This is a genomic window from Varibaculum vaginae, from assembly GCF_900604285.1.
GTDB lineage: Bacteria > Actinomycetota > Actinomycetes > Actinomycetales > Actinomycetaceae > Varibaculum > Varibaculum vaginae.
This window is the reverse complement of record NZ_UWNY01000001.1, coordinates 1,349,495-1,376,437: the sequence shown is the minus strand read 5'-3', so window position 1 is coordinate 1,376,437 and position 26,943 is coordinate 1,349,495. Positions and strand designations below refer to the sequence as shown.

The following is a 26,943-nucleotide window of genomic DNA, read 5'->3' as shown; positions in this document are numbered from 1 at the left end:
TTAAAAGGGCGTATAAATCAACAACCCGCCGACCACAAGGGGCAGCGGGCTTTAAACAAGGATGCTCACTTACAGGAGGCGGCGGCCCGGGAGGGGCAGCACTTTTACCGTGCATAGCTAGTTGGGCGACCAGCCGTTGCTCGGTTACTTTTCTGGAAAACACCACACCACCCTTGTTTTTGGGCGGCAACGGCGGCTTCTTACGGGCAGGGCCTTGCTCGTCATCCCCGCCGGAATCGTCCTCATCCGGCTCGTCTTCACCCGGCTCTTCAGATTCTTCGTCCTCTTTGTCTGGGGTTGGTGCTCGTTTACCAGTCAGCAGCTCGTCGGCGAACCCAAGTTCGATGGCTGCAGTTGCGTCCATCCAGGTCTCGGCATCCATCAACTTCGACAACTTCGCCCTGCTCAACCCAGTCTTGAGCTGGTAAGCATTGATAATCGAGTCCTTGACACTCTCAAGCATGTCGAGGGCACGCGAGAGTTCGGTTTTATCGCCCATCGCCAACGTTGCTGGGTTGTGGATCATCAACATCGACACCGGCGACATCGCCACATGACTTGCTGCCATAGCGATCACGCTCGCTGCGGATGCTGCGATGCCATCAATATTGACTGTCACGGTTCCTGGGTAGTCCAGAAGCATGTTGTAAATCCTGGCTGCCGCAACCACATCACCACCAGGGCTGTTAAGCCAAACAGTGACCGGACCCGAGCCAGCATTTAGTTCAGACTCGAAAACAGCTGGTGTTACATCGTCGTCGAGCCAAGATTCCTTTGCGATAGCCCCGTTAATACGCAAAACCCGAACATCCTCTTGGGTGTCCGGGTTGGTTGTTTCTGGTGGTATCCAGTTCCAAAAACGCTTCACATTCTCCTCCTCAAAACTTGATTCTCTCCAGGTTGTTCTTCCAGCTGCTCATCTTTAGCTTCAACAGCGTCGGCTTGTTTGGTTGCTGCATAAGCGCCTGCCATGGGCAACGGGAGCATGTTGCCGTTGACCAGGTAGAGATCACCGCCATCGTCCTGGTCGATGCGGTCAAGGTTTTCTAGCTCGCGGATATCGTTTGCGCTCATCCAGCCGTTCTGGCGGGCTACCGCATAGCCCTCCATACGCGACTGGTAATCCCCGCGCAGCAGCCCCTCAACATTGAACTTCACAAACAACTGCTGTTTCTCACGAGCGCTTAGCAGTGTTTTGGTGATTGCTTGTTCCCAGCGGATCACCCACGGGTCGAGGGTGTATTTCACAAATTCGAGACTCTGCTGCTCAATATTGCTGAAGCTAGATTTTTCGAGGTCGCCGATCATGTGCGGCGGAATACGGAAGATACGGGCGATCTCGTTGAGCTGAAACTTTCTCGTTTCAAGAAACTGCGCCTGCTCAGGCGACACACTAATCGGCGTGTACTTCATCCCTTCTTCCAAAACAGCGACTTTATTGCCGTTTTTCGCGCCCCCGAAGGTTGCCTGCCAGGACTCACGCACCCGGGAGGGATCTTTTATCGTGCCCGGATGCTCCAACACACCGCCCGGTGCCGCCCCATTAGCAAAAAATGAAGCCCCATAATCCTCAGTGGCTTGTGCCAGGCCGATAGCATTACGAGCCATCGCAATCGGGGAATAACCAACCAACCCATCAAAACCAAGACCTGGAACATGAAGCACATCATTAGGGGTAAGCCGAATGGTTTGGTACTCTCCTGCGGGTTCGTCCCAGGAGGTTTGGTACTCGTAATACAAGCTCTTGGTGTCCAGATCCCTGCCTACGCTCATCCGATTCGGTTGCAACGGATACAGTCCAATGACTTCGCCGAGCCCGTTACGCACTACCTGAGCAAACGCGTTACCCCACAACAACAAATGCGTCATGAGCGTTTCTCTAAACACGAAGCTCGTCATCTCGGGGTTAGGTTCATCGTGAAGCAGGCGGTACAAACCATGATCGACTGCTTTTTCCTTGCCGCCACCGTCCTTGTAACGGTATACGTGCAGTGGTAGGCCGGCTATCGCCTCAGCCAAAATCCGCACGCACGAATACACGGCCGTCATCTGCATCGCCGATCGTTCCGTCACCGTCCGACCCGCCGACGTGGGGCCAAACAGGAACGAATACTGGCTCGTGAGATGGTGGTTCGAGGCGCGGCGAGGGTTGGCGGCGCGTAGCCAGTCGAGGAATCCCATGATGGTGGCTCCTTTCCCTGTGGGATAATTGGGTAACGTTCACACGAGGAGGTGCGTGGTGGGTTGGCCAGTCATTGTGTTTGTGGGTCTATTTTTGTGGCACGAAATCGAGGAATACTTCGTCCTGGTTCCATGGCTAGACGACAACACTGCCCGGTTGCCTGAACCTGTTCGACACATCAACATGACCCGCACACATTTCACAGTGATCGCAACAGAAGAACTCGTTCTGCTCATCGCGGTCGCTATCTGGTGCCAGCCAGTATGGATAGCAGCCATCATGGTCGCCTACACCATCCACCTGGTAATCCACTGCGGCCAGTTGCTCTTTACTTACCTGAAACGAATCCCGCTACGGTTATGGAGCGCCCCCATACAGCTACCCATCATGATCTGGCTCATCACCATCACACCCACCTGCGGAACAGTAGGGCTTCCACTCGCTTCGCTCGTCATGGTGGCAGCCATGGGACTCAACCTTGTAGCCATGCACTGGATCACCAGCAAAACGCTAAAACACCAATAGTCCCCGCGAATCATAAACTGAGCTCGCCTCTGGGGTGTTGCCGCATCTTATTGCTCGATCCAAGGCCATGATGGTGGCGACGACTCCGTCGATTTTTTCCGTGGATTTTTGCTTATCTGGCTTGATGTTTCCTGCTGGGTCGGTGCGTACGTGAATGTTATCGACCATCCAGGCCAGCACCGGGTGCCCGCCATGAGCCAGCTTGCCCTCCAACGCCAGCTTCATCAGTTCTTTGGATGGTGGGGACATGTCTTTGAAGCCTTGCCCGAAAGGCACCACCGTGAAACCAGCATCCTCAAGGTTTTGGCTCATTTGGATCGCACCCCACCGGTCGAAAGCGATCTCTCGGATATTAAACCGGGTGCCAAGATCCTCAATGAACTTCTCGATATACCCGTAGTGCACCACGTTGCCCTCGGTCGTCTCCAAGAAGCCTTGACTGTTCCACAAGTCGTAGGGGACGTGATCCCTAGAAACTCTGAGTTTGAGGTTGTCTTCGGGAATCCAAAACCAGGGCGCGACCGTGTATTTGTCATCGTCATCCGTGGGTGGGAATACGAGAACGAAAGCAGTGATATCGGTGGTGGATGCCAGGTCGAGCCCGCCGTAACAAACCCGGCTCTCCAACTCCGATAAATCTACTGGGGTGTTGTTTTGATTCCAGACGTGCATAGGCATCCACCGCACGCTCTGCTTCACCCACTGATTGAGCCGCAATTGTCTGAAGGTGTTTTCTTCAGCCGGATTCTGCCTGGCACTATTACAAGCGTCCCTAACTTTCTGGATTGGCACCGTCACGTCCAAGGATGGGTTGGCTTTATGCCACACGGCTTCATCGGTCCAATCATCATCTTGCCCCGCCCCATATATGACTGGATAAAAGGTGGGGTCGATCTTTTTGCCATCGAGAATGTCTTGGGCTTTTTGGTGTTGCTCGTAACAAATCGAATGAGTGTCGGTGCCGGCGGTTGTTATCAGGAAGTACAGCGGCTGGGTGCGAGCATCCCCACTGCCTTTGGTCATCACGTCGAAGAGCGCCCGGTTGGGTTGGGTGTGTAGCTCATCGAATACCACTCCGGAAATATTGAATCCGTGTTTGGAATAGGCCTCGGCCGATAGTACCTGGTAGAAGGAATTGGTGGGGGAGTAGATGATACGTTTTTGGCTTCTAAGGATCTTTACCCGCTTGGCTAGTGGGGGACACATTCTCACCATGTCGGCTGCCACTTCGAACACGATGGATGCTTGTTGCCGATCGGCAGCACACCCATAAACTTCAGCGCGTTCCTCGCCATCGGCGCACGTGAGCAACAATGCGACGGCAGCAGCCAGCTCACTCTTGCCTTGCTTCTTCGGAATCTCCACATAAGCAGTCGTGAACTGGCGGTATCCATCGGCTTTGAGGGTGCCGAAAAGGTCGCGAATGATTTGTTCTTGCCAATCAATCAACTTAAAAGGTTTTCCTGACCACCGTCCTTTCGTATGCTTTAAAGCTTCGATAAACGCGACTGCAAAGTCGGCTCGGCGCTTGTCATAGCGCGAGCTTTCAGCCATGAACCGTGTCGGTTGATATTCAGCTAGCTGACGCATACGAATCAGTTACCTTCTATTGGTTAAAAAGTCAGTTACTACCAGCGATAACAGGTACCCTCATACCCGGCGGGGCTAGGCTTCGGGCAGATTAGCTAACGCCCAGGCGATCGCATGTCCGGCGTCAGCGAAAAGGTGGTCTGACTTCGCGATGAGTTCGAGTTCGCATTCTCCGCGGCTCCTCGAGTTAGGCCCGAACCCGCTGACGGGTTCTTCCATCAACCGGTAGATTTGGGCGTTATTGCCAAATCCTTCAGTCTTGGTCCAGGTAGCAAAACTTGCTAGCGTGTAGTTCCCGTAGGCAAGAACCGTCCCGTAGGAATCAACGCGCATCTGGAGGGTTTCGCTGGTGACCTTTGTGCTGTTCATGGCTGGTGCCTTTCTGTTGTGTACCGTTTCGGTATGTATATACAGCCATAGACCCGCCTATTTATCCAGTCATTTTCCGCCTATTTTCAAGAAAACTTAGAGATGTACATCTCTAGGTCATAACGCTTCACGATAAAGGAAAACCCCACGCCAGGTGGGGTTGCCTGTGTGTTTAGTTTTAACGGGTCAGGTGGTAGTTGACAACGTTTCCTGGTGTAGCATGTTCAAGTTCACGCACCATCGCTGCTGCCCGCCCGTATCCCTCGGTGACTTGTTCGATGTTGTCTAGGTTCAACGCTCCGTAGGCGGTGGTTTGCACCCGCCATTGATCGGTTTCAAAGTCTCGGTCAAGCTCCGGGGTGTAGGGGAACAGCGGGGAAGGAACAATAGAAATCGCGACCCGGCCAGGTTCAATCTCAATGCTGGTGATGGTGTATCCCAACCGGTTAGCACGTCCGATAAGGCGTTCGGTGTTTTCTTCCTCGACGCTGCATTCAGCTTCTTTGGTGTTCATGGCTGTTTCCTTATGTGTTGTGTACCGTTTCGGTATGTATATACAGCCATAGACTTCGCTACTTATCCAGTCATTTTGCCGCCTATTTTGCCTAATAAATAGTGGTTTACATCTCTTGGTTAGTGTTTATTAGTGGCGGGGTTTTCCACGCAGAATCACCGCTTAATGGTGCAAGTAAGATCTTGCGTACTTCCTTATGTTCTTTACCAGAAAGTCCGATGCGGTAAAGCAGGGAGCGCAGTTCATACTTCTCATTCACCACCTTGTCACTCGCGGCGCGGTGGGTGGTGAGCCCGATGCGTTTCGCATATGCGACCATTTTGCTTAGGAACTCGGTGTATGCCGTGATCTTCTCGAACTCTGGCAGCTCATCCCACCAAGGAAAACTCAGCCCCTCGCTACTGGTGGTGATGTCGAGATGGCTCGCGCCGAGCGCTTTAGCGATCAAGTCTTTCTTGGCAGCGATAAGTTCATGCAGCCTTGCCAGCTCAGTCTCATCAAGCGTGGCGGGCAGGGTGACTAAGAGCCCGTAGTTTTCAGCCTTTTTGGTGTTCACCATTGCTCATCCTCCTCACCATCAAATTCGATGCTTTGAACGTCCATCCATGTGCGGATGAGGCGCAGGTAGTTGTCTGGAAAGTTGGAGACGATCATTTCTACGTGCTCGTAGCCGTGGTCTTTGGCCGCATTCCACACCGCACCAATATCGGTGAGGTCGACTCCGAGGTTTTCGATTTCTTCTAGATCGACATATAGCTGTCCCATCATCACCAAACCCTCTCTTTCTTGCTGGTTGTTTGGTCATGTACATACAGCCATAGGAGCGCGTACTTATCCAGTAATTTTTGCCTTAAAATCAAGGAGTTTTAGTGCTCTCGGCGACTATCTGGGAAAGCACGAGTTTGGCGCACGGCAAAGCTATCCCGTTTCCCCACAGCTTGTAGAGTGCCCGGTCGGACGCTGGATTAGCCAGCCATTTGCGTACTTGGTTGCGGGTTTTAGGTTTTTTCAATCCTTGCACCTTGGCCCAGCTAGCCCAGACCTGCCACCAATAATCCAGCACGTCTTCGCTCGGGTTCTCGATGGCGAGTCCGTCTGTCCAAGTATCAGGGAATCCTTGTAGGCGGGCGCATTCGGTGGGGGTTAAGCGTCTCACGCGGTATTTGGGCATGCCAGGGTCAGTGACCAGGGGCGGCTCAGTTGAGTCCGAAGCCAACAGAGCGCCAGCAATATTGACGTTGCCTCGGCAGAAGAAGTCTGCCTTCGAGGCGCTCACAACGTCGGGTTCGACGATGGCGATGCCGCCTTGGTTGCAGGTCGGAGAAACACCTGCTGTACGCGCGTTTTTGGCACAAGGTCCTCTACGACTTGGGATATGTGTCCAGTTCAGAGCCGTTCCATCGCCTGTTCAACCAGGGCATGATTGAGGCTTATGCCTACACGGATTCACGTGGGCAATACGTCCCGGCTGACGAGGTGGAGGGTAGCGAGGAGGACGGCTTTACCTGGCAGGGTCAGCCCGTCAACCGCGAGTTCGGCAAGATGGGCAAGTCGCTCAAGAACATTGTCACCCCTGATCAGATGTGCGCGGATTACGGCGCGGACACGTTCCGGGTTTACGAGATGTCGATGGGACCGCTGGATATGTCCCGTCCGTGGGACACGCGCGCGGTGGTCGGTTCCCAGCGTTTCCTGCAGCGACTGTGGCGCAATATCGTCGATGAGAACACCGGCGCGCTCACCGTGACCGATGACGCCCCGGATTTGGCGACCGCAAAAGTGCTGGCTCGCACCATTCACGATGTCACCGTGGAGTACGACAATCTGCGCGTGAACACGGCTATCGCCAAGATGATTGTGCTGAATAATCACCTCACCGGGTTACCCCAGGTGCCACGTGAGGCCGCAGAAGCGTTGGTCGTGATGGTCGCCCCCATCGCTCCGCACATTGCGGAGGAACTGTGGGAACGTTTGGGTCACCAGGGCGGAATCGCCCGGGCCACGTTCCCGGTCGTGACCGATGAGTCGCTGTTGGCGGCTGAGGAGGTCACTTGCGTGGTGCAGGTGGCGGGCAAGGTGCGCGCGAAAGTGTCGGTGGACCCCGAGATTTCCGAGGCGGATTTGCAGGCGAAGGTCCTGGCGGAACCGGCGGTGGTGAAGTTGCTGGACGGGCGGGAGCCGAAACGGATTATCGTGCGTGCTCCAAAGCTCGTATCCTTGGTTTTTTAGGATTTGTCAGTACAAAAAAATCGCTAAATTACGGGATTTTAACGGTTTCGGGCTTGCAAACTTAGGTATGCCTAACTTAGGCTATACCCGTGAAGAGATTTAAAAACAAGCAAATTAAAGGAACCTTGACCGTAGCCGCGCTTTTGTGCCTGGGAGCCTCTCTCAGCGGGTGCGGCGGGACCCCCAGCTCCAGCTCGGATTCAGCCGCACCAGGCAAACCCCTGGTCCTCACCACATTTACCGTGTTGCAGGACATGGCTCAAAACGTTGCCGGAGACCATCTGGAAGTCCGCTCTATCACCAAACCTGGGGCGGAAATCCACGATTACCAACCCACGCCCTCGGACTTGAAGTCGGCGCAGAAAGCGAAACTGATTTTAAATAACGGGCTGGATTTGGAACGCTGGTTCACGAAGTTTACCGCCGATCTGGATGCCAAAAAGGTCAATGTTTCGCAGGGCGTAGAGCCCATTCCGATTACCGAAGGCGACTACAAGGGTAAGCCCAATCCGCACGCTTGGATGAGCCCGAAAAACGGCGCCCTCTACGTGAAGAATATGGCAAAAGCCTTCTGCGATTTAGATGCAAAGAACTGCTCCGAGTACCAGGAAAATGCCAAACAGTATGGTGCCAAGATTGAAAAAGTCGGCGAGGACATCACGTCCACGCTTTCTCAGCTCGACCCGTCACAACGTACTTTGGTCAGCTGTGAGGGAGCATTCTCGTATCTGACTCGCGACTATAACCTCAACGAGAAATTCTTGTGGGGCGTAAATGCCGAAGGAGCCCTCACTCCCTCTCGCGTAGCGGAAGTGGAAGACTACGTGAAGCAAAACCACGTTCCCGCAGTTTTCTGCGAGTCAACCGTGGGAGACAAAATGCGACCCGTTGTGGAAGCCACAGGTGCGAAATTCGGTGGGGAATTGTATGTTGATTCCTTGTCAGACTCAGATGGAGACGTTCCGACCTATCTGGATCTGTTGCGCTACGACGCAGATTTGATTACCCGAGGATTGACTCAGAAATGAGTGATGCTCTCGACAACCGCATAGAGCCAGGCGGGGCTGAAGCTGAGTCCAGCTCAAATTTAGCCCCGCCTATATTAGAAGTCTCAGATTTGCATGTTCGTTACGGAGCTAATGTGGCACTGGAGGGTGCCAGTTTAACCGTGTCGCGCGGTCAAATTTGTGGTCTGGTAGGGATGAACGGTTCGGGAAAATCAACACTGTTCAAATCCATCACCAACAGCGTTTCGTATCAAAAGGGCAGTATTAAAGTTGCCGGAATTGACGCGAACCAAGCCCGCAAACAGCGACTGATTGGTTATGTTGCGCAAAATGAGGAAATCGATTGGGACTTCCCGGTTAACGTAAACCAAGTCGTCATGATGGGACGGTATGGATTTATGGGACCGACCCGTCGTCCCAAATCTGCAGACGTGGCAGCGGTGCAAGCCGCGTTAGAAATGGTGGAGTTGCAAGATTTGCAACAGCGCCAAATTGGGGCGTTGAGCGGCGGTCAAAAGAAAAGGGTGTTTATCGCCCGCGCGATTGCCCAAGGCGCGCCCCTCCTGCTCCTCGATGAACCGTTTGCCGGAGTAGACAAATACTCCGAAACCAATATCGTCGATTTGCTGCGCAAAATCTCGGCAAAAGGCACCACGGTGGTGGTTTCAACCCACGATTTGGCTTCTTTGGAAAAGCTCTGCGATGAAGTGGTTTTGCTGTATCGTCGCGTAGTTTATCAAGGTGATCCCGCCGGCGCCTTAGACCCGCAAAACCTCGCGAAAGCGTTTGGATTAAATCCCGCCGCGTCAGGAGGTGGACAGTGAATTTTTATGAAGCTTTCATCGAAATGTGGACGCAGCAGTTTATGCTCCGGGGCATCATCGTCACCGGAGTCGCGGCGGCGGTTTGTGCCGTGTTGTCCTGCTGGTTGGTCTTGATTGGCTGGTCACTGTTAGGTGACGCCCTGTCCCACGCAATTCTTCCCGGAATCGTCGTGTCCTACCTCTTGGGAACGCCCTTCGCAATAGGCGCCCTCGTGGCAGCTTTGCTGGTGGTGGGATTGATTGGCGCAGTGCGGGGGCGCGGACGGGTCAAAGAAGACACGGCTATTGGGGTGGTATTCACGACAATGTTTGCCTCCGGTCTGGTCTTAATCAGTCTGTTCCCCAGTCACATTGATTTGCACCACATTTTGTTTGGCGACATGCTCGGCATTACCAGAGCCGATATGTGGCAGGTCTTGATATTGAGCCCACTCGCTCTGGTGCTGTTGTTATACAAAAAACGGGATTTGGTGCTGTATGCCTTCGACAAGACTCACGCCCACGCTATCGGCATCTCTACAAGCTGGTTGGCGACTCTGTTGCTGGTAGCTCTGTCTTTGACAGTCGTGGTGGCGATGCAAGCAGTGGGCGCAATCCTCATCGTGGCACTGGTGATTACCCCTGGCGCAACCGCCCGGCTGCTCACAAACCGGTTCAACGCTATGCTATGGATAGCTCCCTTGCTTTCCGTATCCTGTGTCGTGCTGGGAGCCTATATTTCCTACTGGTTCGATACCGCGTCAGGAGCCACAGTCGTGCTGCTTGAAGGCGTATTGTTCCTGATTGTTTGGCTGGTGGATTTGCTTCGTCAACAGCGTCTGCAGCGCTATCATGGCGCGCAGTCTGCCGCCCCCGGCTCTGACCCGGAACCTCAACAGGTTGCTTCTTGAGGCAGCCCTCTAGGGTAGGCCGAGGTAGCGCAACACTGCCTTGGCACTGCCCTTGTTGAGGTCACCCAGCTGCGCCAACTGACCCAACCCTGACCCCAGGACAAACGTATCCCCGGTGGTGGCAGCTCCTTTCAATGGCGGCGCGACGCCTTCCCAAAGGAATTTCCCGTCGACCACCCCGTAACTCAGCAGCCCCCCGTTGCCCTCCGTAAACACGGCTTTTGTCGCGTCGGAGGTCAACGGAGTCCCCGGAGCTTTCAGATTGAGGGTAACGCCGTCCCCGGTGGTCCAAGTTTTGGCAGCGCAGCCGGGCCAGGACGCACAGGTTTCCCCGCGGTCTGCCAAAAAATACGTCCGATTGGGCATGAGGACAGGGATTTTCCCAGATTTTAGAGCTGCCATAGCGCTGTCAGTGTCCAGCCGAAGTCCGGCGCGCAGTTGAGTGTGCAAGGCTTGTACCGCCAGGGCGGGGCACTTGCCCTCCCCCACTATCGCACCGTCAGAACCATAGACCTGCCAATCAATCTGCCCGTCGCCCTGCGGATCTGCCGACGCGAAAAATCCGGCTTCCAGCATCGACATCTGCGCGGCAGGGCCAAGTTTAGAGGTGTCCAGGGAACCGATTTTCGTATTAATAATTTGAGAATAGCTCCAGACGTATCGAGCGTCTTTGATACCTCGGTGGGATAACCGTACCTGCCTACTGCTGCGCCGCGTTCCTCATGCAACGCATTGAAACCGTAGGCGGTAGCGATGATGGGAGTATTGCCTCCGTCAGTGCCGTAACGAGCGGTCACGGTTGGTGCTATCTGGCATGGTCCGCCCACCCTGGCATCATGAGGATGATGGTCAAACAGTAGCGGCTCAATAATACTCTGGTCGTTACTGCATCCGAGCGTGCCCGAAAGGTTTGTTTGCACGAGCGGGCCTTTACCGCCGCCTGGTTTACCTGCCCGCATCCGCAAGGCGAACACATCTAAAGATTTGCTTGCCTCGTGAGTGCCTGCTCGAGGATTGGTGGGAGGGTTTTGCCTTTCACTGCAGCCCGGCGCAAGATCCCGGAACACGCGTTGGGGCTCAAAGAGTATTTGTCCGGCACGCCCGCTTGCAAAATCGCAGATAAGGTAGATTCTTTTGCGTCGTTGGGTTACTCCGAAAAATTGCGCGTCCAATACTCGCCACGCAATACTCCATTGGTCTGCCACGATCGCTCCAGCTTTATGCCACTTTTGTACTCGAGGTAGGTCAGCCGCTGCCGTTTCGTCGACAACCGAGATGAGGTTTTGCAGGACGCTGTGGAAGTCTGCCCCTTTATTGCTTGAGAAGGCTCCGGGCACGTTTTCCCAAACAGCGAATCTTGGATATAGACCATGACTTGCCTTTCTCATTTCTCTGATGACTCTGACGGCTTGGTGGAATAGACCCGAGCGTTCGCCAGCTAAACCTGCCCTTTTACCTGCTACCGACAGGTCTTGGCAAGGAGAGCCAAACGTGACCACATCCACCGGCTCTAGCTGACTGCCGTCAATGTCGCAGATGTCGCCTAGGTGTTGCATTTGCGGAAGGCGCGTGGTGGTGACCAGGATCGGGAAGGGCTCAATCTCACTTGCCCACACAGGTTCGATACCAACCTTTGTTGCCGCTAGTGGGAAGCCACCTGAGCCATCAAAAAGCGAGCCAAGCCTTAAAGTTTTTGTCAAGGGTTAGCCTTTCTGCTTGGGGCGCTCGACTTCTTTGACCAAATCGAGGTAGGCGTATTCTTTGCCGCCACGGGTACAGGTGATCCCAGCTGCGTCTCCGGTTGCTTCGGCATAGCGGCGCACAATCACGGAAGCGTATTTCTCATCCAGCTCCATGCAATAGCAAGTGCGGTCTGTGGCTTCTGCAGCCATGAGTGTGGAACCAGACCCAGCAAAGGTATCGAGGATGATTGCGTTGGTTTGGGTGGAGTTACGAATCGGATAAGCCAACAGGTCTAGTGGCTTGGAAGTGGGGTGATCGGAATTCTTCCTCGGCTTGGCGAAATTCCACACCGTGGTTTGTTTGCGATTCGCATACCAAGCGTGAGAGCCGTCTTTCTTCCACCCATACAGCACTGGTTCGTGCTGCCACTGGTATGGGGAACGGCCAAGTACGAGGGAGTCTTTGACCCAAATACAACAGCCCGACAGGTAGAAGCCAGCGTCTTGAAAAGCGCGACGGAAGTTCAATCCTTCGGTGTCGGCGTGGAAGACATAGGCTGACCCTCCCTTATCTAGGGATGCCGCCATGTTGGTGAATGCAGCTAGTAGGAACTGGTAGAAGGTGTCTGTGTCTTGTTTGTCGCCTGCGATTTTCAGGCCGCTGTTCGATTTGAAGTCCACGTTGTAAGGCGGGTCTGTGACCACCAGATTAGCCTGTTTGCCATCCATCAAGGTTTCGACATCGGCCGGGTTCGTGGCGTCCGCGCACATCAGGCGATGCCTACCAATCCTCCAGATATCGCCTTTTTCGACGAAAGCTGCTGCTTCAAGGGCGGCGTTCAGGTCGAAGTTATCGTCTTCGATACTGTCGCTATCAAGAGAACCTATTAACTGTTGTATTTCGGATTCGTCGAAACCGGTGAGTTCAACGTCGAAATCGGAAGCATCCAGGTCGGCTATGAGTAGGGCGAGTTTGGAATTATCCCAATCGCCACTGATCTTGTTTAGAGCAACATTTAAGGCTTTTTCGCGGGTTTCGTCGAGTTCGACGACCACGCAGTCCACGGTTTTATAGCCCAGATCAGCTAGTACTTTCAGGCGCTGATGCCCACCTACAATATTTCCGGTGGTTTTGTTCCAGATGACTGGCTCCACATATCCAAACTCGCTTAGCGAGCGTTTTAGTTTGTCGTAGTCCGTGTCCCCAGGTTGTAGGTCTTTGCGGGGGTTGTAGTCAGCTGGGGTGAGATCACTTATGGCTATTTGCTTGATGCGCATGGTTTTTCACCGCCTTGACAAGCTCGCGGCTAGTAGTCCAGGTGTCTTCCCACTTGCGTGTGCAATCCCCGAAATGCCCATACGTCGAATACCGCACGTAACCGGGAGATTTGAGATGTAACTGGTCGATGATCGCAGCCGGACGAAGATTAAAGACATCGCGCGCAGCAGCCGTAATTAGTTCATCAGGATGTTCACCGGTGCCGAGCGTGTCGATAGCAAAAGCGACCGGGTCGGCTTTACCAATCGCATAAGAAATGCTGACTTGGCACTCTTCAGCTAGGTGCGCATCCACCACCGTCTTGGCGATCAAACGCGCCATATAAGCACCCGACCGGTCAACCTTCGACGGATCCTTACCGGAAAACGCTCCACCACCATGCCCAGCAAAACCGCCATAGGTATCAACCATAAGTTTTCGACCGGTGAGTCCGGTGTCGGCTTTAGGGCCGCCCTCCACGAACCGCCCAGAAGGATTAACCAAAATAGTCGTGTTCTCATCGACAGGAAGATACGAAGAGCAAGCTGGACCGATAATCATCGAGGTGATTTCACGTCGCAACTCATCGAAATCCTTGGATTTATCGTGCTGGACGGAAACCACCACCGTCTCTACGGCTTGCGGTTTTCCTGCGTCGTTGTAGCGCACCGAAACTTGTGCTTTACCATCTGAGAAGATCCCTGTGATGGTTCCTTGCTTGCGCGCGGCATCTAGCCGTTTACAAATCTCGTGGGCTAAAACAAGAGGCAATGGTAAGCGCTGTGGTGTATCAGTGCAGGCATAGCCGTAGACCGTGCCTTGGTCACCAGCACCCTGAATACAATAAGCGGACTCATCGCCATGGCGAGCCTCTAAAGATGTGGTCACGCCGTCGTTAATATCGTTAGATTGACGCCTCACCCATACGTATACCAAAAATCTCCACGGTTTATAGCCAGCTGCAGTAAGTGCTGTGCGTACGCAATCACGCAAGTCCACACGAGCTTTAGTGCTGATTTCACCAGTGACAATAATGCGTCGCCCAGTAGCCATGACCTCTACCGCGACGCGGGCGTTGGGATCGGCGTAGAGAATTTCGTCGAGAATCTGATCAGCAATTAGATCGCATAGTTTATCGGGGTGACCGATACACACTGCTTCAGCGCTGCGAACCGTAGTCATAGGAATGCCCTTTCAGTAGAAAAATCAAAAGAAACAAAAACTCCCCACCATGTCAGCCAGGAGTGGGGAGCGAAGAAAACGAGGGAAACCCGAATCGTGTGTGATACTGGAATACGTGCAAGACGAAACGAGTAAACCTAATCCGTCAGAACCTTCCGGCGGCAATGGTAAGGCCGTGGCCTATGGAATGATTGCCGGGATTATGACCGGCATTATCTTTGGGTTCATTATGGACGATATCGCCTTGGGGGTAGCAAACGGCACAGGAGTCGGAATCGCGCTAGGGGTAGGCTTCAGCGCAAGAAAACGCCTCAAATAAGCTCAAAAACACTAGGACGCATCTACGAGCGTGCTTTCAACAGCTGCTCCATAACCTCATCACCCGGGGCCGCACCCGAATAGTCAGTGGTGCAGTTCGCCCGCACAATCTCAAAAATCTCATACCAGTACACGTTTGCTTGCTTACCAAAAGATTGGCTCATCGCAACGAACGGGGAAGCGATAGCAGCTCCCGTGGTCGGGTGCTTGCCGAGCAAACCGAACTTGGAGATTGCCTGCTCGCACTGCACATACCGGGCGAAAGCCTGGGCGTAGGCCTCAATGAGACGCTTAGAAACAAACTTCGTGCAGCCGCGCTCGTCAAGCCAGCGCCACGTCTCCCGATACACCAAATCAGCACCCAAGGGTTTGCCATCACGCTGAACCTCTGACAGATACTCAGAAGGCTCCGGCATCACTTCACCAGCAAGCACCGCGCCATCACCAACATCTGCGCCCTCGAAATCGAAAGGGGTCGCTAGCGGATCTTCCAAGCGAGTGGCAGGCAGACCCTTAGCGAGTTTCTCACTCAGCGGGTCGGGTTTCGCGCCAGCCCTCACACGGCGCCCACCGCGATTAGTTCCATCTTTTGCCACGGCTATCGGCCTCCTATCTGACCTGCGGTGGCCAGAAAAAACGGCCTTCAAATATGCGCTAGGTTAATACCCTGTTTGATTCGGTCTTTTTGTGTACGGTTGGCCCCGCCCGCTGACCTTCGCCAAGGCTGTAGAGATTCGAGGCCCCCAGCCCCCTAACCGAATCCTCGACTGGTCCCGTAACTTGGCGTGGGAACAAGGTCGATATTTTTAGGGTGGGGAAGTACCAGTGGTTATTTCGCGGTTTTCAAGAAATCTAGTAGGTGTAGACCTGAAGGGCTTGCCTCCATCTGTCACCGTCTAACGCGCTCTGTCTGGAGTGGCAGGGTTTGCAAAGGCTGCGCAGGTTAGAAAGGTCGTGGCTGCCGCCATGGTTTAAGGGTAGGACGTGGTGGACTTCGGCAACTGGGGTGGTTAGTCCTTTTTCCAGGCAGTCTTCGCACAAAGGATGCTGGGCGATGTAAGCAGCACGGATGCGGCGCCAGCGCCCGCCGTAACGCTTGTTGATTCTCGGGTCACGTTGAAACTTACGGTAGTTCTTGTCTGCCTTTTTGGTGTGGATCTGGCAGAATCTTTCGTGGGTTAGTTCGGGACAGCCAGGTGCAGAGCAGGGACGTTTTGGTTTGCTTGGCACCAGTCTCACCGTCCTTTGTTGGCAAAGACGAAACCCTCCGGGCAGTGATAACTGTTTGCCGGAGGGCTCGTTCCTATTTTTTCAACTACCTACAGTATTTCAGGGTTAAATAATGATTTCCATAGCAGGGTTCGGATACTTGCTAACGCTTGGGTGCCAGTTAGCGTCTGCCATATAGTGCTACTGCCAGGCGATCTAATGCTCGGTTCTTTCGTCGGTAGACACTGTCTCGTTCAATATAGAAGTGGTCACCGATCATTTGGACTCGTTCGTCTTGATTGCCTTGGCCGAGGAAGAAGTTTTCCAACACGAACTGGTCATCGGTGTTGAGTGCTTGCCAGGCTGGCAGGAACCAGTCCAGGTATTCTCGGGCTTGTTGGCTACGGGCTGCGAGCAGATCAATCTTGTCGAGGGTGGCAGCGATGCGGCGTTCACCAGCGTGGGGGTCGCGTGAGCGGGGCATGCCAGTTATTTTGGGGCTAGTAGGGCTGGCGAGGTCTTCGCGTAGCTGGTTTGCCTCAGCTTGTGTGTCTTGGCTGGCTGCTTGTTCCATCAGTGGGTAGTCCTCTAGGGCGCTGATTGCTGCCTTGCGGGTATCTAAGTATTTCGTCATCACATGCATCATGAATTTTCCTTATCTAGAGTGGTTTGCCAGTTGTGTTTTGATTGCCTCGATCAAGGCGGTCTGGGTGAGGTTCTTGGCGTCTAAGGCCGTAAGCGCTGCTTCATCGAGGGTTTTTTCAGCGACCAGGTGAGTGATCGTTACCGGCTGGGTTTGGCCTTGCCGGTAAAGACGGGCGTTGGTTTGCTGATACAGCTCCAGACTCCAGGTCAGGGAGAACCAGACCAATAGGTGCCCGCCTGCTTGTAGATTCAGGCCATGGCCGGCAGAGGCCGGGTGAATCAAACCGAAAGTGATCTCGCCATCGTTCCAAGCCGCTATATCCTCAGCGGTCTTTAGGACTCGGGCTTGCGGGAACCGCTCGATGATGCGTTCCAGGTCGTGTTTGTACCAGTAGGCAACGAGGAGGTTCTGCCCGTTCGCCGCCTCAACCAAATCTTCGAGTGCATCCAGCTTCGCGCCATGAACAACAATGACATCTCCGTTTTCGTCGTAGATAGCCCCGCTTGCCAGTTGTAGGAGTTTTCCAGATAGGACTGCCGCGTTAGCCGCATCCACTACTTGCCCGTTCAACTCGATCACTAAATCCTGCTCTAGACGCTCATAAACTGCACGCTCTTTTTTAGCGAGTTTTACCTTCGTGGTTGTTAGCGTCAGGTCAGGCAAAGTGAGGTGGTCAGTGGTGCGCATCGACAAGGTCATATCCGAGATGGCCTCATAGATCTCATCTTCAGCACCTGCTCGCGGCTTATATGTAAACACCTGCATGCCGCCCCGTTTATCAGGCACGAACCAACGATCTCTAAACCGGGTGATATATCTACCCAGTCTTGTACCGCCATCTAGGAGCCGGAACTGTGCCCATAGATCCATCAAGCCATTAGAGGCTGGGGTTCCGGTTAACCCAACCCAACGGCTTACATAGGGTCGCATCTTCACCAGCGTGGTGAATCGTTTGGCCCGGTGGTTTTTGAAGCTGGAGAGTTCATCAATGACGACCATGTCGAAGGGCCAGGCCGCGCCGTAGTGGGCAACCAGCCAGGGGACGTTTTCCCGGTTAATCACCGTTACCATTGCAGATTTAGCTAACGCGTCCATGCGTTCTTGCTTACTTCCTACGGCTATTGCAAGTGATAATCCCTTGAGGTGATCCCACTTGAGCGCTTCTTGTGGCCAGGTATCGCGTGCCACGCGTAGCGGCGCGATTACTAGCACTCGCTGTACGAGGAAGTAGTCGAGGACAAGCTGCCAGATCGCGGTCAGCGCAATGACGCTTTTTCCTAAACCCATACCTAAGAACACTGCGGCTTCGTCATGGTTGATGATGAAACTTGTTGCCTGGGTTTGGTAGTTATGCGGCTTGTAGTGCATTTGCCACCTCCGCAATCCCATCCACGCTGTCTACCACGAAGACTTGGAAGCCTTGACCTTGCAGCTGCTTGATACGGCGATTCTGGATTGGTCTAGGTTTGGCTCCTGGTGCTTTTACTTCAGCGAAAACAACTCGTCCGCTCTTTAGACAGATCCGGTCTGGGACGCCAGTGACGCCGGGGCACACGAGTTTCCAGCAGATCCCGCCGATGCTTTCGACTGATTTCTTCAGTTCGTTTTCTAGGTGTTTTTCTTTCATGTCACGTCTTTCATAAGATCTGTGACACTCGTGTCGGTCTGTCCCTAAAACCCTATATAGGACTGTATTTTTTATTTTCCTATAGAAAGGGCTAGTAACGACTGACACGACTGTCACTATTGGCCGGTTACAAGTCGAATTCGCTGATCAAAGCTAGCCCATCTACGAATCGTGCCCGAGCTGTTCGCCTGCGCCTATATCCGCCTTTATCGACGGCAGCATAAAAATCGCTAGTGGAGCGCACATACTCGCCCCTGCCTATTGCCCAAGACCGGTACGCGTCGTAGAGATCCTTGGACTGCTCTGATAGTCCTTGACCTACCTGGCAGCAGTCCTCAAGGAAGTGAGCGAACCAGTCATTAGCAGCCCGGTACGCCTCCGATGCGGCAACGACTTGTTTAGGCGGAGCCAAGTGATAGTTCTCAGAGTGGATTAAGCGAGCACCTTCCATAATCCACGCCAGCACCGCTCCGCCAGCTCTCGCGTATAGATGGTCGGCATAATTTTTGATGTCCACACTCGCGGTGATGGTTTGCTCGAACGGAATCACGATCAGGCGACGCCAGATGCCAGTATCCATAGCTCCCACTCGCGGTAGATGGTTCGTGTACAAAACCAAGGTGTGGGAAGGGGTGAAGGAGAAGGGATCTTTGTATTTCTTCTCCGCAGCGATCTTGTCAGTCGAAGCCAACTGTTTGGTTGAGGAAGTAGACAGGCGCACGCCTTCATCATTTTCGCCGGCAATCAACAAGCGTCTAGCCCTGGTTTCTGCCATCTCGTGTTTGGCATTATTTTTCTTACCAGCGATCAGCACCTCAGAGGAGATAGTCTCCGCATATGAGCCCAACACGCGGGCGATGGTATTCCAGAACGTGGATTTGCCGTTGTTTCCATCCCCGTAGGCGATAATCAGGGCTTCGATGAGAACCTTGCCGATTGCTGCTAGCCCGCACACTCGCTGCACATACCCAATCAACTCAGCGTCCCCGCCGAAAGTAACGGCGAGGCTGTCTAGCCATATCTGCATCCCCTCATCGGATGGGTCAAGGGCGGTTTGTTTAGTCAACATGTCAGCGGGGCTGTGTTCGTGCCGGGAAGTATCGCGCAGATCAAAAGTGGCGCTTGGGGTGTTGAGCAGATAAGGATCGGCATCGAGCACCTGCGGGTTAATCAACGCTAACGGGCGTGCTTGGCGCATGACCGCCAAGATTGTGCGATCTGAGCGGCACTTGTATATGAACTTTAACCATTCTTGTGCCGCCATCATTTCCTGGTAAACCTGAGATTGCTCAGGGGTGAATGCAGAGAGGGCTTTGGCCTTGCTCATCGCTACCAGCATTGCTGTTACTCCCAGCCGGCTTGCTTGCTGGGTGGCTGTATCCAGTTCTTTTTGGGCTTGTTCTATTTGCCGGGAGGTGAGTTCTTGGACAACATGCTGGGCTTTAGGCTCGTTTTCCTCCCATACACCCTTGTCGTAGGCCATCCACGCGGTAGCAGGAGAATAACAAATCCGGTCAGCATACTCACCAGCAAGAATCGTCGCCTGACCAACATCGGTAAAATCATCAGGGCGCAGACTCGTCAGCTGCTCATAAACCTCCGGCGGCACATAACCCGGCTCGGCGGCAACCTTGGCAGCGAACTTACACGCGCTATCCCAAATCAGTGCCAGCTCTGCATCTGGTAGTGGCGGGTCACAAAGCGTAGCTTTACGATCAAATAACTCCCTTGCCTGAGCGGTGTTGCCGTAGCGGATCAAGACCCTGCCCGCGAAGCGAGAAAGCGTGGCATTACGAGAGCCCTCCCCGATAGCAATCGTGGAGGCATCGAAGGCAGCAAACATGTCCTGCTCATCAGCAGCCGCAAGCCATTCATCCAGTAGCTGTTCACCCTCGAAAATATCCACTTCGGCGGTGGGGTTTCCGTAGATGAACCTGCCCGCGTCCAGCGCGTTATGGTCAAAGAAATCAAAACGAGCAGCCAGGCGTTTCTTCAGCCCTGCATATTCGTTAGCGTCGCTGATCTTGTTTATTGGGTAGTAGACGTGCAAACGCGGCCTAGCCGACTCGCCGCCCTTGATTCTCATATGGTTGCGGGAGGTTGCGGTCATAAACTCGACCCCTGACATCACCTCAGTCAACGATTCGGGCGTGACCCATTCGTCGGGGTTTTCGGTGTGGTCATTGTCGATATCCATCACCACGCAATCCGAGGACAAGAAGTTCGCGCTAGAGCGGTGATTACCTTTGTAGGTGGCTGCGACATGATCAAAACTCACCGCCACTTCTAGGTCAGGCTTGCTGGTGATCTCGTGGCGGTTAGGGTAGTGGCTGTTGGTCTGCCTGCCTGCCATGTCAGTGGCGTAAAGCGTGAAGGGATGCATCAAAAGGTAACCTCCTGGAAATCAGAATCGAAATACTTAATGGGTAGGTCGAGGTCTCGCGCCCACCCGATCTCTAGGCGCATACCAGTGCTGACGTGTCCGACATATGCCCAGAGGGCTTCGCACTTGGCGAGCAGCACACGGTTGAAAAACATCGCCAGCTCGCGCTGATCGGGATCGGCGTCATCCATGAACTGCGGTAGAAACAGGTGTGGGGCTAGCGGAATCTGTCCACCAGCTACCGCGAAGGCGCAAAAGTCCCGCGCTAAAGCCTGGTTCTGGCGGACATTGCCGGAAAAGGGGGAGCAGATATATGTAAGCGGGCGAGCTTCGCATTCAGCTCCTTGGATCTTCTTCAAAGCCTTGTAGCTGGTCGGATCAGCATAACCGTGGGCATTTTTGCGAAAGAGCCCAAAGACTTGATCTGTTGTAGCGCTCATCAGGCTTCCACCTGCCCTTCGCGTTCAATGACTGGCAAAATCCCGCAGCGGTTTTTGAGCAGATCATAGATGAAAAGCCGTCCAGCTTGAGTCCAGTACATGTGAGTGCGCATCTTTCCCGGCGCGTACTCGTGGGTTTTGGATTGGGCGTAACCGCGCTGGGCATAGCTTGCGTATAGGAACCAGCGGCCAGAGCGGCAAAACTGGATCTTCTCATCGCGCAGAATTCGGTTGAGACGTTTAGCTGATAGCCCGTAATCTTTGGCAATCTCAGTAGTACTTAACAGCGAGTCCGATTGCAGCACAACCTCGTAATAGGAAACTTTCGGCGTAGCCTCAGCCAGGAGCTGCTCGGCAATTAGGCGTTTAGTGCGCTCGGCGCGTAAATGATTCAGCGCCTGCTCAAGAAACTCATCATCATCTAACAGCTGGTCGATGGCATAAACTCCATGGCGGCGAATAGTGGGGAGCACCTCTTCGAAAACCCAAGTCTCAAACTGTCCAGCGGCAGGAAGCTTAGAGGAAATGATGAGCCGGTAAACGTCACCTTCGGTAATGAACCTGGCTTGCTGAATACCGCCTGAGGTTTGAAGGGGGTAGCGTTTTGCGACCCCCTTACAATGCCGCGCCAACGCGTCTTTCGTGTTCGCGTAGCCGAGTGAAGATGCGATATCGCGGCCACAGAATAAGATTTTTCCTTCATCTTCGATGGTGCGAATGGTGCCGAAAGTGGCGTTAGTGAAAGTCTGTAGTCCGGTTTCCATGATCCGGTGTCCTCCTTTGAGAACCCGATCAATTGCGTCTTGCCCTGTGCAAGACCGGTGTGGTTCTCACTTGTCAGGCACGGCAGAAGATAAAACCGGACACGTGGCGGCACAGAAATCTTGAGGCTGGGCATGCCCCGTTGTAACGGCTCAAATTAGCCGGGAAAGTTAGGGCATGAGCAAGATTGATAAGTCAAGCGTGTAGGCGGTATTCGCCCAAATGTGACTGCGCTGCTTCCTGGAATACGTGCGCGCTATAAGACATCGCCCGACGCAGCAGCATTCAGCAGCAGATTTATATCTGTGCCCGACAATTTCTGGACGTGAACCTGATAAAAATACTGGAGAGTGTTGGCTTTTAGTCTTTGCGGTAGTAACCGCACTCGTACCCGTCTGCGCTCAAGGGTAAACCTTTAGCCCAGCCTGGTAGGCGTGACATCAGCTGGCAGACGTCCTTTACAGTGAGAGCGGAATCTAGGGGCTCGTCGATGACGATTTCGTCGTGAACGTGCATCACGATCTGGTGGCCGGATTCAGCAACGTTTTTCATGCCGGTAACGAGTAGGTCGCGGGCTATGGCTTGAACGATATTCTCAACAAGCTTGCCGCCATAGGTTTCCAGGCGTCCCCACTTGCGGCCGGTGGTGATACCCCAGTAGGTGATGGAGGTGCCACCGAATCTGTTTTGACCCAAACCTGGTTTCACATACGCCAACCTTCTACCGGACGGCAAGGTGATGAACAAGATGCCGGATTCGAGCGTAAAGGTGAGGTTGCGCAGCCGAACAGGCTGTCTAGTGGTGATGGCTTGGATGGCTGCGTTTTCTACTTCTTGCCATAGCCAGACGATCTGGGGGTTAGCTGCTCGCCAAGCGTCCACGATGGGTTTGAGTTCGTCCTCGGCCAGTCCCATGCGCAACGCGCCCATTGCTTTGAGCGCGCCTACGGAGCCGCCGTATCCGCAAGCCAGTACCGCTATTTTGCCTTTTTGTCGTAGCTCGCTGTTTGCACCGTGTTTTTCAACTGGAACTTTGAACATGCGACTAGCAGTCTCGCAATATAGATCGTTGCCGTCATGGAAAGCCTTGAGGGTGGATTTTTCACCTGCGAGCCAGGCAATCACGCGGGCCTCAATAGCGCTGTAGTCAGCGATAATAAAACGGTTACCCGAGGTGGGTATGAAAGCGGTGCGGATTAGCTGAGAGAGCGTGTCTGGTACCGAGTCGTAGAGCAGCTCCACGGCTTCAAGATTTCCGTCTTTGACTAGGGTGCGTGCCTGGTCGAGATCAGGCAGATAATTGCGAGGTAGATTCTGCACTTGAACTAACCTGCCTGCAAAGCGTCCGGTACGTCCTGCTCCATAAAACTGTAGGAGTCCGCGAGCTCGCCCGTCCGCCCCGGAGACGTTTAGCATGGCGTGGTACTTCTTGACGGAAGATTTTGCGAGATCTCCGCGCAGATGAAGTATTTCTTTAACTACGCCACTAGCGTCCTCGAGGGCGGTTGCGACCTCAGTTTTCGTAAGCGAAACGAGAGGACAACCGTTATTAGCCAGCCAGTCTTTAAGCTGGATTGGGCTATTTGGATTCTCCAAACCAGTCAGCTCTTGGGCACGAGCCAGAGTTGTTTGCCGATGCTTTTCGTCAAGAGCAACTGCGGCATCCACAAGGGTTGCATCGAGATTGATCCCAGCATCGTTAATGCGCTGATCCAAGCTATAGGCTTCCCATTCGGCCTCTGGTACAGGGAAACGAGCTAGTTTCGCGTGGATGGTTTGTTCTACTTCTACGTCACGGCGGTTATATTCCTTGAATGCCTTCCAGCCTTCCGGATCCGAGGACGGTAGATTACGGTACGTTCCCTTGTTAATCAGATTCGGGGCGGCTGGGGTGCAGAACTGCTTGATCAGTTTCTTACCAGCTGCGTCTTTCTTCACCGGCAAGTCAAGGACGCGAGCTACGTGGTCTAGGCTCATGGGCATCCCAAGATATGCAGCCCACACCATGGAGCAGCGCCACTGGGAAGGATCCAAAAACTCACCTTCAGGCAATAATTCGGGATGGTGGCGGAGTAGCCAGGCGGACAAGCAGATGCGTTCGAAGGACGCGTTGAAGGCCCACTTAACCACACCAGGATCTACCAGAGCGGCAAGTATTTCGTTGGGTAGTTTTTCTCCGCTTGCCAGGTCAACCACCTGCACTGGCTGCTCGTCTATGGCGTAGCCGAACAGGAGGATCTGGAAGTCCGGATGAGTAGCATAGGGGTATACCCCAGTCTTGGAGAGATTAAGGGGGCTATAAGTTTCCAGATCAATACTTAGATATTTCAAGGTTGCAATCCTTCAAAATCAGGTGTGGTGGGCAGCAACCATACAGCTACTGCCCACCACCAGTATGCACTTACCTGCTAGTTAAGGAAGTCCTCGTTAGCAGTAGAAAACGCAGCGAAGTCTTCCTCAGCGCTGACGTGTCCGCCACCGAGCGGGTCACCGTCCCTAATCTTTTGGATATTGCCCAATCTGCAGGCGATTCCCTTATTGCCATTGGTGTTGAATGCATAGAAGGTAATACTCGCGCGGGCATAGCACCCAGAGTAGACCTGGGATCGATCCAAGATTGGGGAGAGCGACTCGTCTACCACTTGAGGTGGGGTAGTGGAGTTAGCGTTGACAAACATCGAGTTCGCGTAGGCTTCGTCATCGCGTTCTGTATCCCCGTCACGCAACGGTAACTTCAGCGCAGCCTTATTAGGACGTTTACCACCGAACTTGGCTGTGCCTGCTTCAATGGCTGCGTCGATAGCGGCTTCTATCTTCGCCAACGTGGCTTTATCAGATTTGGGAATGATGAGGCTTACCGAATATTTCGGCTTTGATCCTTGGATGGATTTTGCCTCGAACAGATTTGCGTACGAAAGACGTACTTCGTTGGTGATGACTCGAGTTGGATTTTTTACTGACATGGCTATTTACCTACTTTCTGTATTTTTCTTGGTTTTATTTTTTGAAATTCTTTATCCGCGCTGAGTGCTATCGCGGGTCGTTTATCGGTTTCAGGTACCAGTGCAGGTTTACCGGGCGGCTTGATAACCAAATCGCCAAGGAGTTCGCCAAAGCGCCGCTTACCTAACTGTTTCTCCAGCGTCGTAATCGTCTTGAGTTTTTTCTCAAAAATGTCGTTAATCCCAGCAGCCTGGGCTGTCTCCACGACTTTTGTCTCGTCGACATATTTGCGGATCGAACGACCCTCGACGAGCTTGAAACCAGACCAGGTCTTGCCTTGATTGACCGCAAGCGAAAGTGCGTAGGACTCTACATCAGAAGCCCATCTCTTTAGCTCAGGTAATTTCGCGAGCACCTGGGCAATCTCCGCATCGGAGAGTTGGGCTGGGGGAGCGAACTCGAGTTTGGCTAACTCCAGATTTTTCTCGGCTCTGGTGCGGCAGGTAGGTGCTATTTTGCAGAAACGACACCAGCTACCTGCAGCAAAAGAGCCTTCGCCTTTTGTAGCCAGCTTCGCTGTAGGGCGCACAACCTCTTCAGCCCAGGTTTGAAGATCTGCCACGCTGACATGCCAGGTCGCTACGTTGGAGCGTCTGGGCTGGAAAATCGTCACCGCCACCTCGTTGATCTCAAAAAGAGCATCGAAAGCATGAAGTGCACCGAGGGCATACAGCGCGAGCTGCGGATTCTTCTCAGCCTCAACCAGTACGCCTTGCCCGTACTTGAAATCAATAATCTGCAACAAAGGCTCGGTAACAAGCAGGCAGTCCGCGGTCCCAAATCCGCCAGGCACCAGATGAGAGAAATCCAGACGTTGCTCGATGAGCGTCACCGGATCCTTGCACGTCTTGCGCGCCTCACTCAGGCGCTCTTGCACGAAAGCAAGATAATCGTCGGTGTGAGCCTCCATCTCACTATCAATCCAGGTGGACTCTGGTTTCATGGTTGGCGAAAGGTGTAAGGCGCGACGTAGTTTCCACTCCGCAAGAGCGTGAGCGATAGTGCCTTGTTCGGCAGCAGCCGAAGTAGAATCCGGCAAGCCCGCCTCCACTAGGGCTGATGGCGGGCAATTCAGCCACCGGTGCGCCCCAGAAGCTGATAAGAGGGCATGTTGATCAGGCATCAGCAAGTCCCTTCGCCCGCGTAAGCAACCACCCATAATTAGCTGGATCTACTTCCGAGAGACGATCAGCCCCCGCATCCACAATCAGCTGACGCACCTGCTTTGTCAGTCCTTGACTGGAAAGATCAGAAAGAACTGCGCGTACATCCTCAAGTGAAAGCGCCAAATCTGGAGTTTCAATCTGAGCCGAATCCTCTGCTTGCGCCTGCTCATGTTCAGCTGCTGCAGCCTCAAGAGCCGGATGAGCTAGCTGAGCCGCAGCAATAGGACGCGCACCTGGCATGCCGGCATGATCCTCGATACCTTCCCAGGCATCCGATTCCACATCAGCCGCTAGACTAGTAACCAACTCAGCAACACGATTAAGAGCAGCAATAACGCTGTTTGCTTCGGTGATGTTCACTTCGGCTCACCGCCTTTAGCCACACCGACCGCTTCGGCTAGTGCCATCAGCGACTCATCGGCTGTCTCACACACTTGGACTTCCACACGGTCTGCATCGTCGCCTGGTAGCAGAATCGCCATCTTGTGACGAGGCTTGGCCGTGCCGAACACTTTTTTCAACAGACGCCGCGAGGGACGAACCCGGCAGGCCGCCAAAAGCGAATTCTCGTCCGGATGTTTAGTCAGCTTGATCTTTAACTTGTGTGCCATAAGGAGATCCCTTTCTCCACTAGTAGCCTCCAGCAGCCCTTCCGCATCTTGGGAGGAACCGCCCTTGCACTTGTCAGGCACGGCAGCCATCAAAACCGGACACAAAGCGAGAAAAGAAAACTGGCAGTCTAAAAGACCATCGGTAGCGGCATACAAAATCTGTCGGGTATACAGGGGGTTTGCTATTAACGCTAGGGGTATCCCAGAGATTACCTGCGACGCATCAAACGATGACGCGATCCACTCGCACCTAAAGAAAACTGGGACCAATTCAAATACGAATACGAAGTCGCCAATAACTACATCACCAGCATCGTCAAAAACCGTTCACCCTGAAACCGCCAAGGCGAACGCACCCGTTTCCCTATCGCGCGGTTGCGTTACAACTGGCATCGAAACGAGTGGAGTCTCTACTGGCGCGATAGCAATTTCAAATTCTACGAATACAACATCGCGCCCACCCGGCTTGTAGATGACATGCTCGACTACATAAAAACTCAGATGACCCTATAAATTCGGGTAAAAC

General features: G+C 53.6%; 30 protein-coding genes and 2 pseudogenes. 7 read left to right on the top strand and 25 right to left on the bottom strand.

Features of this window, described 5'->3' with window-relative positions:
* Both EFB02_RS05910 and EFB02_RS05905 read right to left on the bottom strand, forming a co-directional pair.
* The coding region (locus EFB02_RS05910) for a head maturation protease, ClpP-related (RefSeq protein WP_147471044.1) at positions 1 to 868 on the bottom strand (868 nt) is incomplete at its 3' end.
* On the bottom strand, positions 865 to 2,181 hold the full coding sequence (locus EFB02_RS05905) for a phage portal protein (RefSeq protein WP_071128427.1): 1,317 nt from the start codon (positions 2,179 to 2,181) through the stop codon (positions 865 to 867). The genes EFB02_RS05910 and EFB02_RS05905, both read right to left, overlap by 4 nt.
* Positions 2,182 to 2,236: 55 nt before the next feature.
* On the opposite strand from EFB02_RS05905, the gene EFB02_RS05900 reads away from it, so the two are divergent.
* Complete coding sequence (locus EFB02_RS05900; RefSeq protein ID WP_071415338.1) at positions 2,237 to 2,707, top strand: HXXEE domain-containing protein; 471 nt, start codon at positions 2,237 to 2,239, stop codon at positions 2,705 to 2,707.
* Here the strand turns inward: EFB02_RS05900 and EFB02_RS05895 are convergent.
* From EFB02_RS05895 to EFB02_RS05870, 6 genes are all read right to left on the bottom strand, one after another.
* Positions 2,693 to 4,297 carry a terminase large subunit gene (locus EFB02_RS05895; protein ID WP_022865313.1) on the bottom strand — a complete coding sequence of 535 codons (1,605 nt, stop codon included), beginning with the start codon at positions 4,295 to 4,297 and terminating at the stop codon, positions 2,693 to 2,695. The two genes, EFB02_RS05900 and EFB02_RS05895, sit on opposite strands and share 15 nt — an antisense overlap.
* 75 nt (positions 4,298 to 4,372) lie before the next feature.
* The gene (locus tag EFB02_RS05890; RefSeq protein ID WP_022865314.1) at positions 4,373 to 4,666 is read right to left on the bottom strand and encodes an Nmad4 family putative nucleotide modification protein; all 294 of its coding nucleotides are present in this window, start codon (positions 4,664 to 4,666) and stop codon (positions 4,373 to 4,375) included.
* Positions 4,667 to 4,844: 178 nt separating this feature from the next.
* Positions 4,845 to 5,180 carry a hypothetical protein gene (locus tag EFB02_RS05885; protein ID WP_022865315.1) on the bottom strand — a complete coding sequence of 112 codons (336 nt, stop codon included), beginning with the start codon at positions 5,178 to 5,180 and terminating at the stop codon, positions 4,845 to 4,847.
* 106 nt (positions 5,181 to 5,286) lie between these two features.
* Entirely contained in the window at positions 5,287 to 5,739 is a 453-nt protein-coding gene (locus tag EFB02_RS05880; protein ID WP_022865316.1) for a hypothetical protein, read from the bottom strand.
* Positions 5,733 to 5,948, bottom strand: coding sequence for a hypothetical protein (locus tag EFB02_RS05875; RefSeq protein ID WP_027723702.1), 216 nt, complete (start codon positions 5,946 to 5,948; stop codon positions 5,733 to 5,735). The genes EFB02_RS05880 and EFB02_RS05875 overlap by 7 nt, the downstream gene beginning before the upstream one ends.
* 88 nt (positions 5,949 to 6,036) lie before the next feature.
* The gene (locus tag EFB02_RS05870; protein WP_022865318.1) at positions 6,037 to 6,456 is read right to left on the bottom strand and encodes a DNA cytosine methyltransferase; all 420 of its coding nucleotides are present in this window, start codon (positions 6,454 to 6,456) and stop codon (positions 6,037 to 6,039) included.
* 50 nt (positions 6,457 to 6,506) lie between these two features.
* On the opposite strand from EFB02_RS05870, the pseudogene EFB02_RS05865 reads away from it, so the two are divergent.
* From EFB02_RS05865 to EFB02_RS05850, 4 genes and pseudogenes are all read left to right on the top strand, one after another.
* A pseudogene (locus tag EFB02_RS05865) lies at positions 6,507 to 7,409 on the top strand (class I tRNA ligase family protein); the annotation flags it as partial.
* Between the two features lie 89 nt (positions 7,410 to 7,498).
* Positions 7,499 to 8,437, top strand: a complete 939-nt coding sequence (locus tag EFB02_RS05860) for a metal ABC transporter substrate-binding protein (RefSeq protein ID WP_022865320.1) — start codon at positions 7,499 to 7,501, stop codon at positions 8,435 to 8,437.
* Positions 8,434 to 9,240, top strand: coding sequence for a metal ABC transporter ATP-binding protein (locus EFB02_RS05855; protein WP_022865321.1), 807 nt, complete (start codon positions 8,434 to 8,436; stop codon positions 9,238 to 9,240). The genes EFB02_RS05860 and EFB02_RS05855 overlap by 4 nt, the downstream gene beginning before the upstream one ends.
* Positions 9,237 to 10,130, top strand: coding sequence for a metal ABC transporter permease (locus EFB02_RS05850; RefSeq protein ID WP_004009096.1), 894 nt, complete (start codon positions 9,237 to 9,239; stop codon positions 10,128 to 10,130). The genes EFB02_RS05855 and EFB02_RS05850 overlap by 4 nt, the downstream gene beginning before the upstream one ends.
* Before the next feature lie 9 nt (positions 10,131 to 10,139).
* On the opposite strand, the gene EFB02_RS08835 is transcribed toward EFB02_RS05850, so the two are convergent.
* The 4 genes from EFB02_RS08835 to metK all read right to left on the bottom strand — a co-directional run bounded on the left by EFB02_RS08835 (position 10,140) and on the right by metK (position 14,252).
* On the bottom strand, positions 10,140 to 10,532 hold the full coding sequence (locus EFB02_RS08835; protein ID WP_210387861.1) for a hypothetical protein: 393 nt from the start codon (positions 10,530 to 10,532) through the stop codon (positions 10,140 to 10,142).
* A gap of 86 nt (positions 10,533 to 10,618) precedes the next feature.
* Complete coding sequence (locus EFB02_RS05840; protein WP_234992747.1) at positions 10,619 to 11,830, bottom strand: DNA cytosine methyltransferase; 1,212 nt, start codon at positions 11,828 to 11,830, stop codon at positions 10,619 to 10,621.
* Between the two features lie 3 nt (positions 11,831 to 11,833).
* Positions 11,834 to 13,090: a site-specific DNA-methyltransferase gene (locus EFB02_RS05835; RefSeq protein WP_071415342.1), complete on the bottom strand. Its 1,257-nt coding sequence runs from the start codon at positions 13,088 to 13,090 to the stop codon at positions 11,834 to 11,836.
* A complete protein-coding gene (gene metK, locus EFB02_RS05830) occupies positions 13,062 to 14,252 on the bottom strand; it encodes a methionine adenosyltransferase (RefSeq protein WP_122820575.1) in 1,191 nt (396 codons plus the stop codon). Before metK ends, EFB02_RS05835 begins: the two co-directional genes overlap by 29 nt.
* A 100-nt stretch (positions 14,253 to 14,352) precedes the next feature.
* Between metK and EFB02_RS05825 the strand changes: the two genes are divergently transcribed.
* Entirely contained in the window at positions 14,353 to 14,571 is a 219-nt protein-coding gene (locus tag EFB02_RS05825) for a hypothetical protein (RefSeq protein WP_234992746.1), read from the top strand.
* Between the two features lie 22 nt (positions 14,572 to 14,593).
* Here the strand turns inward: EFB02_RS05825 and EFB02_RS05820 are convergent, their stop codons facing one another.
* From EFB02_RS05820 to EFB02_RS08670, 13 genes are all read right to left on the bottom strand, one after another.
* The gene (locus tag EFB02_RS05820) at positions 14,594 to 15,166 is read right to left on the bottom strand and encodes a P27 family phage terminase small subunit (protein WP_071415345.1); all 573 of its coding nucleotides are present in this window, start codon (positions 15,164 to 15,166) and stop codon (positions 14,594 to 14,596) included.
* A gap of 256 nt (positions 15,167 to 15,422) precedes the next feature.
* Positions 15,423 to 15,800, bottom strand: coding sequence for an HNH endonuclease (locus EFB02_RS05815; RefSeq protein ID WP_122820574.1), 378 nt, complete (start codon positions 15,798 to 15,800; stop codon positions 15,423 to 15,425).
* Between the two features lie 160 nt (positions 15,801 to 15,960).
* Positions 15,961 to 16,425, bottom strand: a complete 465-nt coding sequence (locus EFB02_RS05810) for a hypothetical protein (RefSeq protein WP_234992745.1) — start codon at positions 16,423 to 16,425, stop codon at positions 15,961 to 15,963.
* Positions 16,426 to 16,434: 9 nt separating this feature from the next.
* Positions 16,435 to 17,793 carry a DEAD/DEAH box helicase gene (locus EFB02_RS05805; protein ID WP_122820573.1) on the bottom strand — a complete coding sequence of 453 codons (1,359 nt, stop codon included), beginning with the start codon at positions 17,791 to 17,793 and terminating at the stop codon, positions 16,435 to 16,437.
* Positions 17,774 to 18,052: a VRR-NUC domain-containing protein gene (locus EFB02_RS05800; RefSeq protein ID WP_122820572.1), complete on the bottom strand. Its 279-nt coding sequence runs from the start codon at positions 18,050 to 18,052 to the stop codon at positions 17,774 to 17,776. The genes EFB02_RS05805 and EFB02_RS05800 overlap by 20 nt, the downstream gene beginning before the upstream one ends.
* A 127-nt stretch (positions 18,053 to 18,179) precedes the next feature.
* On the bottom strand, positions 18,180 to 20,435 hold the full coding sequence (locus EFB02_RS05795) for a phage/plasmid primase, P4 family (protein ID WP_122820571.1): 2,256 nt from the start codon (positions 20,433 to 20,435) through the stop codon (positions 18,180 to 18,182).
* The gene (locus EFB02_RS05790; RefSeq protein ID WP_122820570.1) at positions 20,435 to 20,875 is read right to left on the bottom strand and encodes a DUF7768 domain-containing protein; all 441 of its coding nucleotides are present in this window, start codon (positions 20,873 to 20,875) and stop codon (positions 20,435 to 20,437) included. The genes EFB02_RS05795 and EFB02_RS05790 overlap by 1 nt, the downstream gene beginning before the upstream one ends.
* Entirely contained in the window at positions 20,875 to 21,639 is a 765-nt protein-coding gene (locus EFB02_RS05785) for a phage antirepressor (protein WP_122820569.1), read from the bottom strand. Before EFB02_RS05785 ends, EFB02_RS05790 begins: the two co-directional genes overlap by 1 nt.
* Before the next feature lie 358 nt (positions 21,640 to 21,997).
* Positions 21,998 to 23,968: a DNA polymerase gene (locus EFB02_RS05780; RefSeq protein ID WP_122820568.1), complete on the bottom strand. Its 1,971-nt coding sequence runs from the start codon at positions 23,966 to 23,968 to the stop codon at positions 21,998 to 22,000.
* A 77-nt stretch (positions 23,969 to 24,045) separates the two neighbouring features.
* Complete coding sequence (locus EFB02_RS05775; protein ID WP_122820567.1) at positions 24,046 to 24,600, bottom strand: DUF2815 family protein; 555 nt, start codon at positions 24,598 to 24,600, stop codon at positions 24,046 to 24,048.
* 2 nt (positions 24,601 to 24,602) lie between these two features.
* A complete protein-coding gene (locus EFB02_RS05770; protein ID WP_122820566.1) occupies positions 24,603 to 25,763 on the bottom strand; it encodes a DUF2800 domain-containing protein in 1,161 nt (386 codons plus the stop codon).
* Complete coding sequence (locus tag EFB02_RS05765; protein ID WP_122820565.1) at positions 25,756 to 26,166, bottom strand: hypothetical protein; 411 nt, start codon at positions 26,164 to 26,166, stop codon at positions 25,756 to 25,758. The genes EFB02_RS05770 and EFB02_RS05765 overlap by 8 nt, the downstream gene beginning before the upstream one ends.
* Positions 26,163 to 26,498: a hypothetical protein gene (locus EFB02_RS08670; RefSeq protein WP_147471043.1), complete on the bottom strand. Its 336-nt coding sequence runs from the start codon at positions 26,496 to 26,498 to the stop codon at positions 26,163 to 26,165. The genes EFB02_RS05765 and EFB02_RS08670 overlap by 4 nt, the downstream gene beginning before the upstream one ends.
* Before the next feature lie 273 nt (positions 26,499 to 26,771).
* Here EFB02_RS08670 and EFB02_RS08920 point away from each other — a divergent pair.
* Positions 26,772 to 26,930 (top strand): annotated as a pseudogene (locus EFB02_RS08920) (DUF3024 domain-containing protein); the annotation flags it as partial.
* Between the last annotated feature and the right edge of the window lie 13 nt (positions 26,931 to 26,943).

Bases quoted from the DNA above. Each gene is read 5' to 3' on its own strand.
- EFB02_RS05905 (WP_071128427.1), bottom strand. From the start codon at position 2,181: ATGGGATTCCTCGACTGGCTACGCGCCGCCAACCCTCGCCGCGCCTCG.
- EFB02_RS05895 (WP_022865313.1), bottom strand. From the start codon at position 4,297: ATGCGTCAGCTAGCTGAATATCAACCGACACGGTTCATGGCTGAAAGC.
- EFB02_RS05890 (WP_022865314.1), bottom strand. From the start codon at position 4,666: ATGAACAGCACAAAGGTCACCAGCGAAACCCTCCAGATGCGCGTTGAT.
- EFB02_RS05885 (WP_022865315.1), bottom strand. From the start codon at position 5,180: ATGAACACCAAAGAAGCTGAATGCAGCGTCGAGGAAGAAAACACCGAA.
- EFB02_RS05880 (WP_022865316.1), bottom strand. From the start codon at position 5,739: ATGGTGAACACCAAAAAGGCTGAAAACTACGGGCTCTTAGTCACCCTG.
- EFB02_RS05875 (WP_027723702.1), bottom strand. From the start codon at position 5,948: ATGATGGGACAGCTATATGTCGATCTAGAAGAAATCGAAAACCTCGGA.
- EFB02_RS05855 (WP_022865321.1), top strand. From the start codon at position 8,434: ATGAGTGATGCTCTCGACAACCGCATAGAGCCAGGCGGGGCTGAAGCT.
- EFB02_RS08835 (WP_210387861.1), bottom strand. From the start codon at position 10,532: ATGGCAGCTCTAAAATCTGGGAAAATCCCTGTCCTCATGCCCAATCGG.
- EFB02_RS05835 (WP_071415342.1), bottom strand. From the start codon at position 13,090: ATGCGCATCAAGCAAATAGCCATAAGTGATCTCACCCCAGCTGACTAC.
- metK (WP_122820575.1), bottom strand. From the start codon at position 14,252: ATGACTACGGTTCGCAGCGCTGAAGCAGTGTGTATCGGTCACCCCGAT.
- EFB02_RS05810 (WP_234992745.1), bottom strand. From the start codon at position 16,425: ATGATGCATGTGATGACGAAATACTTAGATACCCGCAAGGCAGCAATC.
- EFB02_RS05805 (WP_122820573.1), bottom strand. From the start codon at position 17,793: ATGCACTACAAGCCGCATAACTACCAAACCCAGGCAACAAGTTTCATC.
- EFB02_RS05800 (WP_122820572.1), bottom strand. From the start codon at position 18,052: ATGAAAGAAAAACACCTAGAAAACGAACTGAAGAAATCAGTCGAAAGC.
- EFB02_RS05795 (WP_122820571.1), bottom strand. From the start codon at position 20,435: ATGCATCCCTTCACGCTTTACGCCACTGACATGGCAGGCAGGCAGACC.
- EFB02_RS05790 (WP_122820570.1), bottom strand. From the start codon at position 20,875: ATGAGCGCTACAACAGATCAAGTCTTTGGGCTCTTTCGCAAAAATGCC.
- EFB02_RS05785 (WP_122820569.1), bottom strand. From the start codon at position 21,639: ATGGAAACCGGACTACAGACTTTCACTAACGCCACTTTCGGCACCATT.
- EFB02_RS05775 (WP_122820567.1), bottom strand. From the start codon at position 24,600: ATGTCAGTAAAAAATCCAACTCGAGTCATCACCAACGAAGTACGTCTT.
- EFB02_RS05770 (WP_122820566.1), bottom strand. From the start codon at position 25,763: ATGCCTGATCAACATGCCCTCTTATCAGCTTCTGGGGCGCACCGGTGG.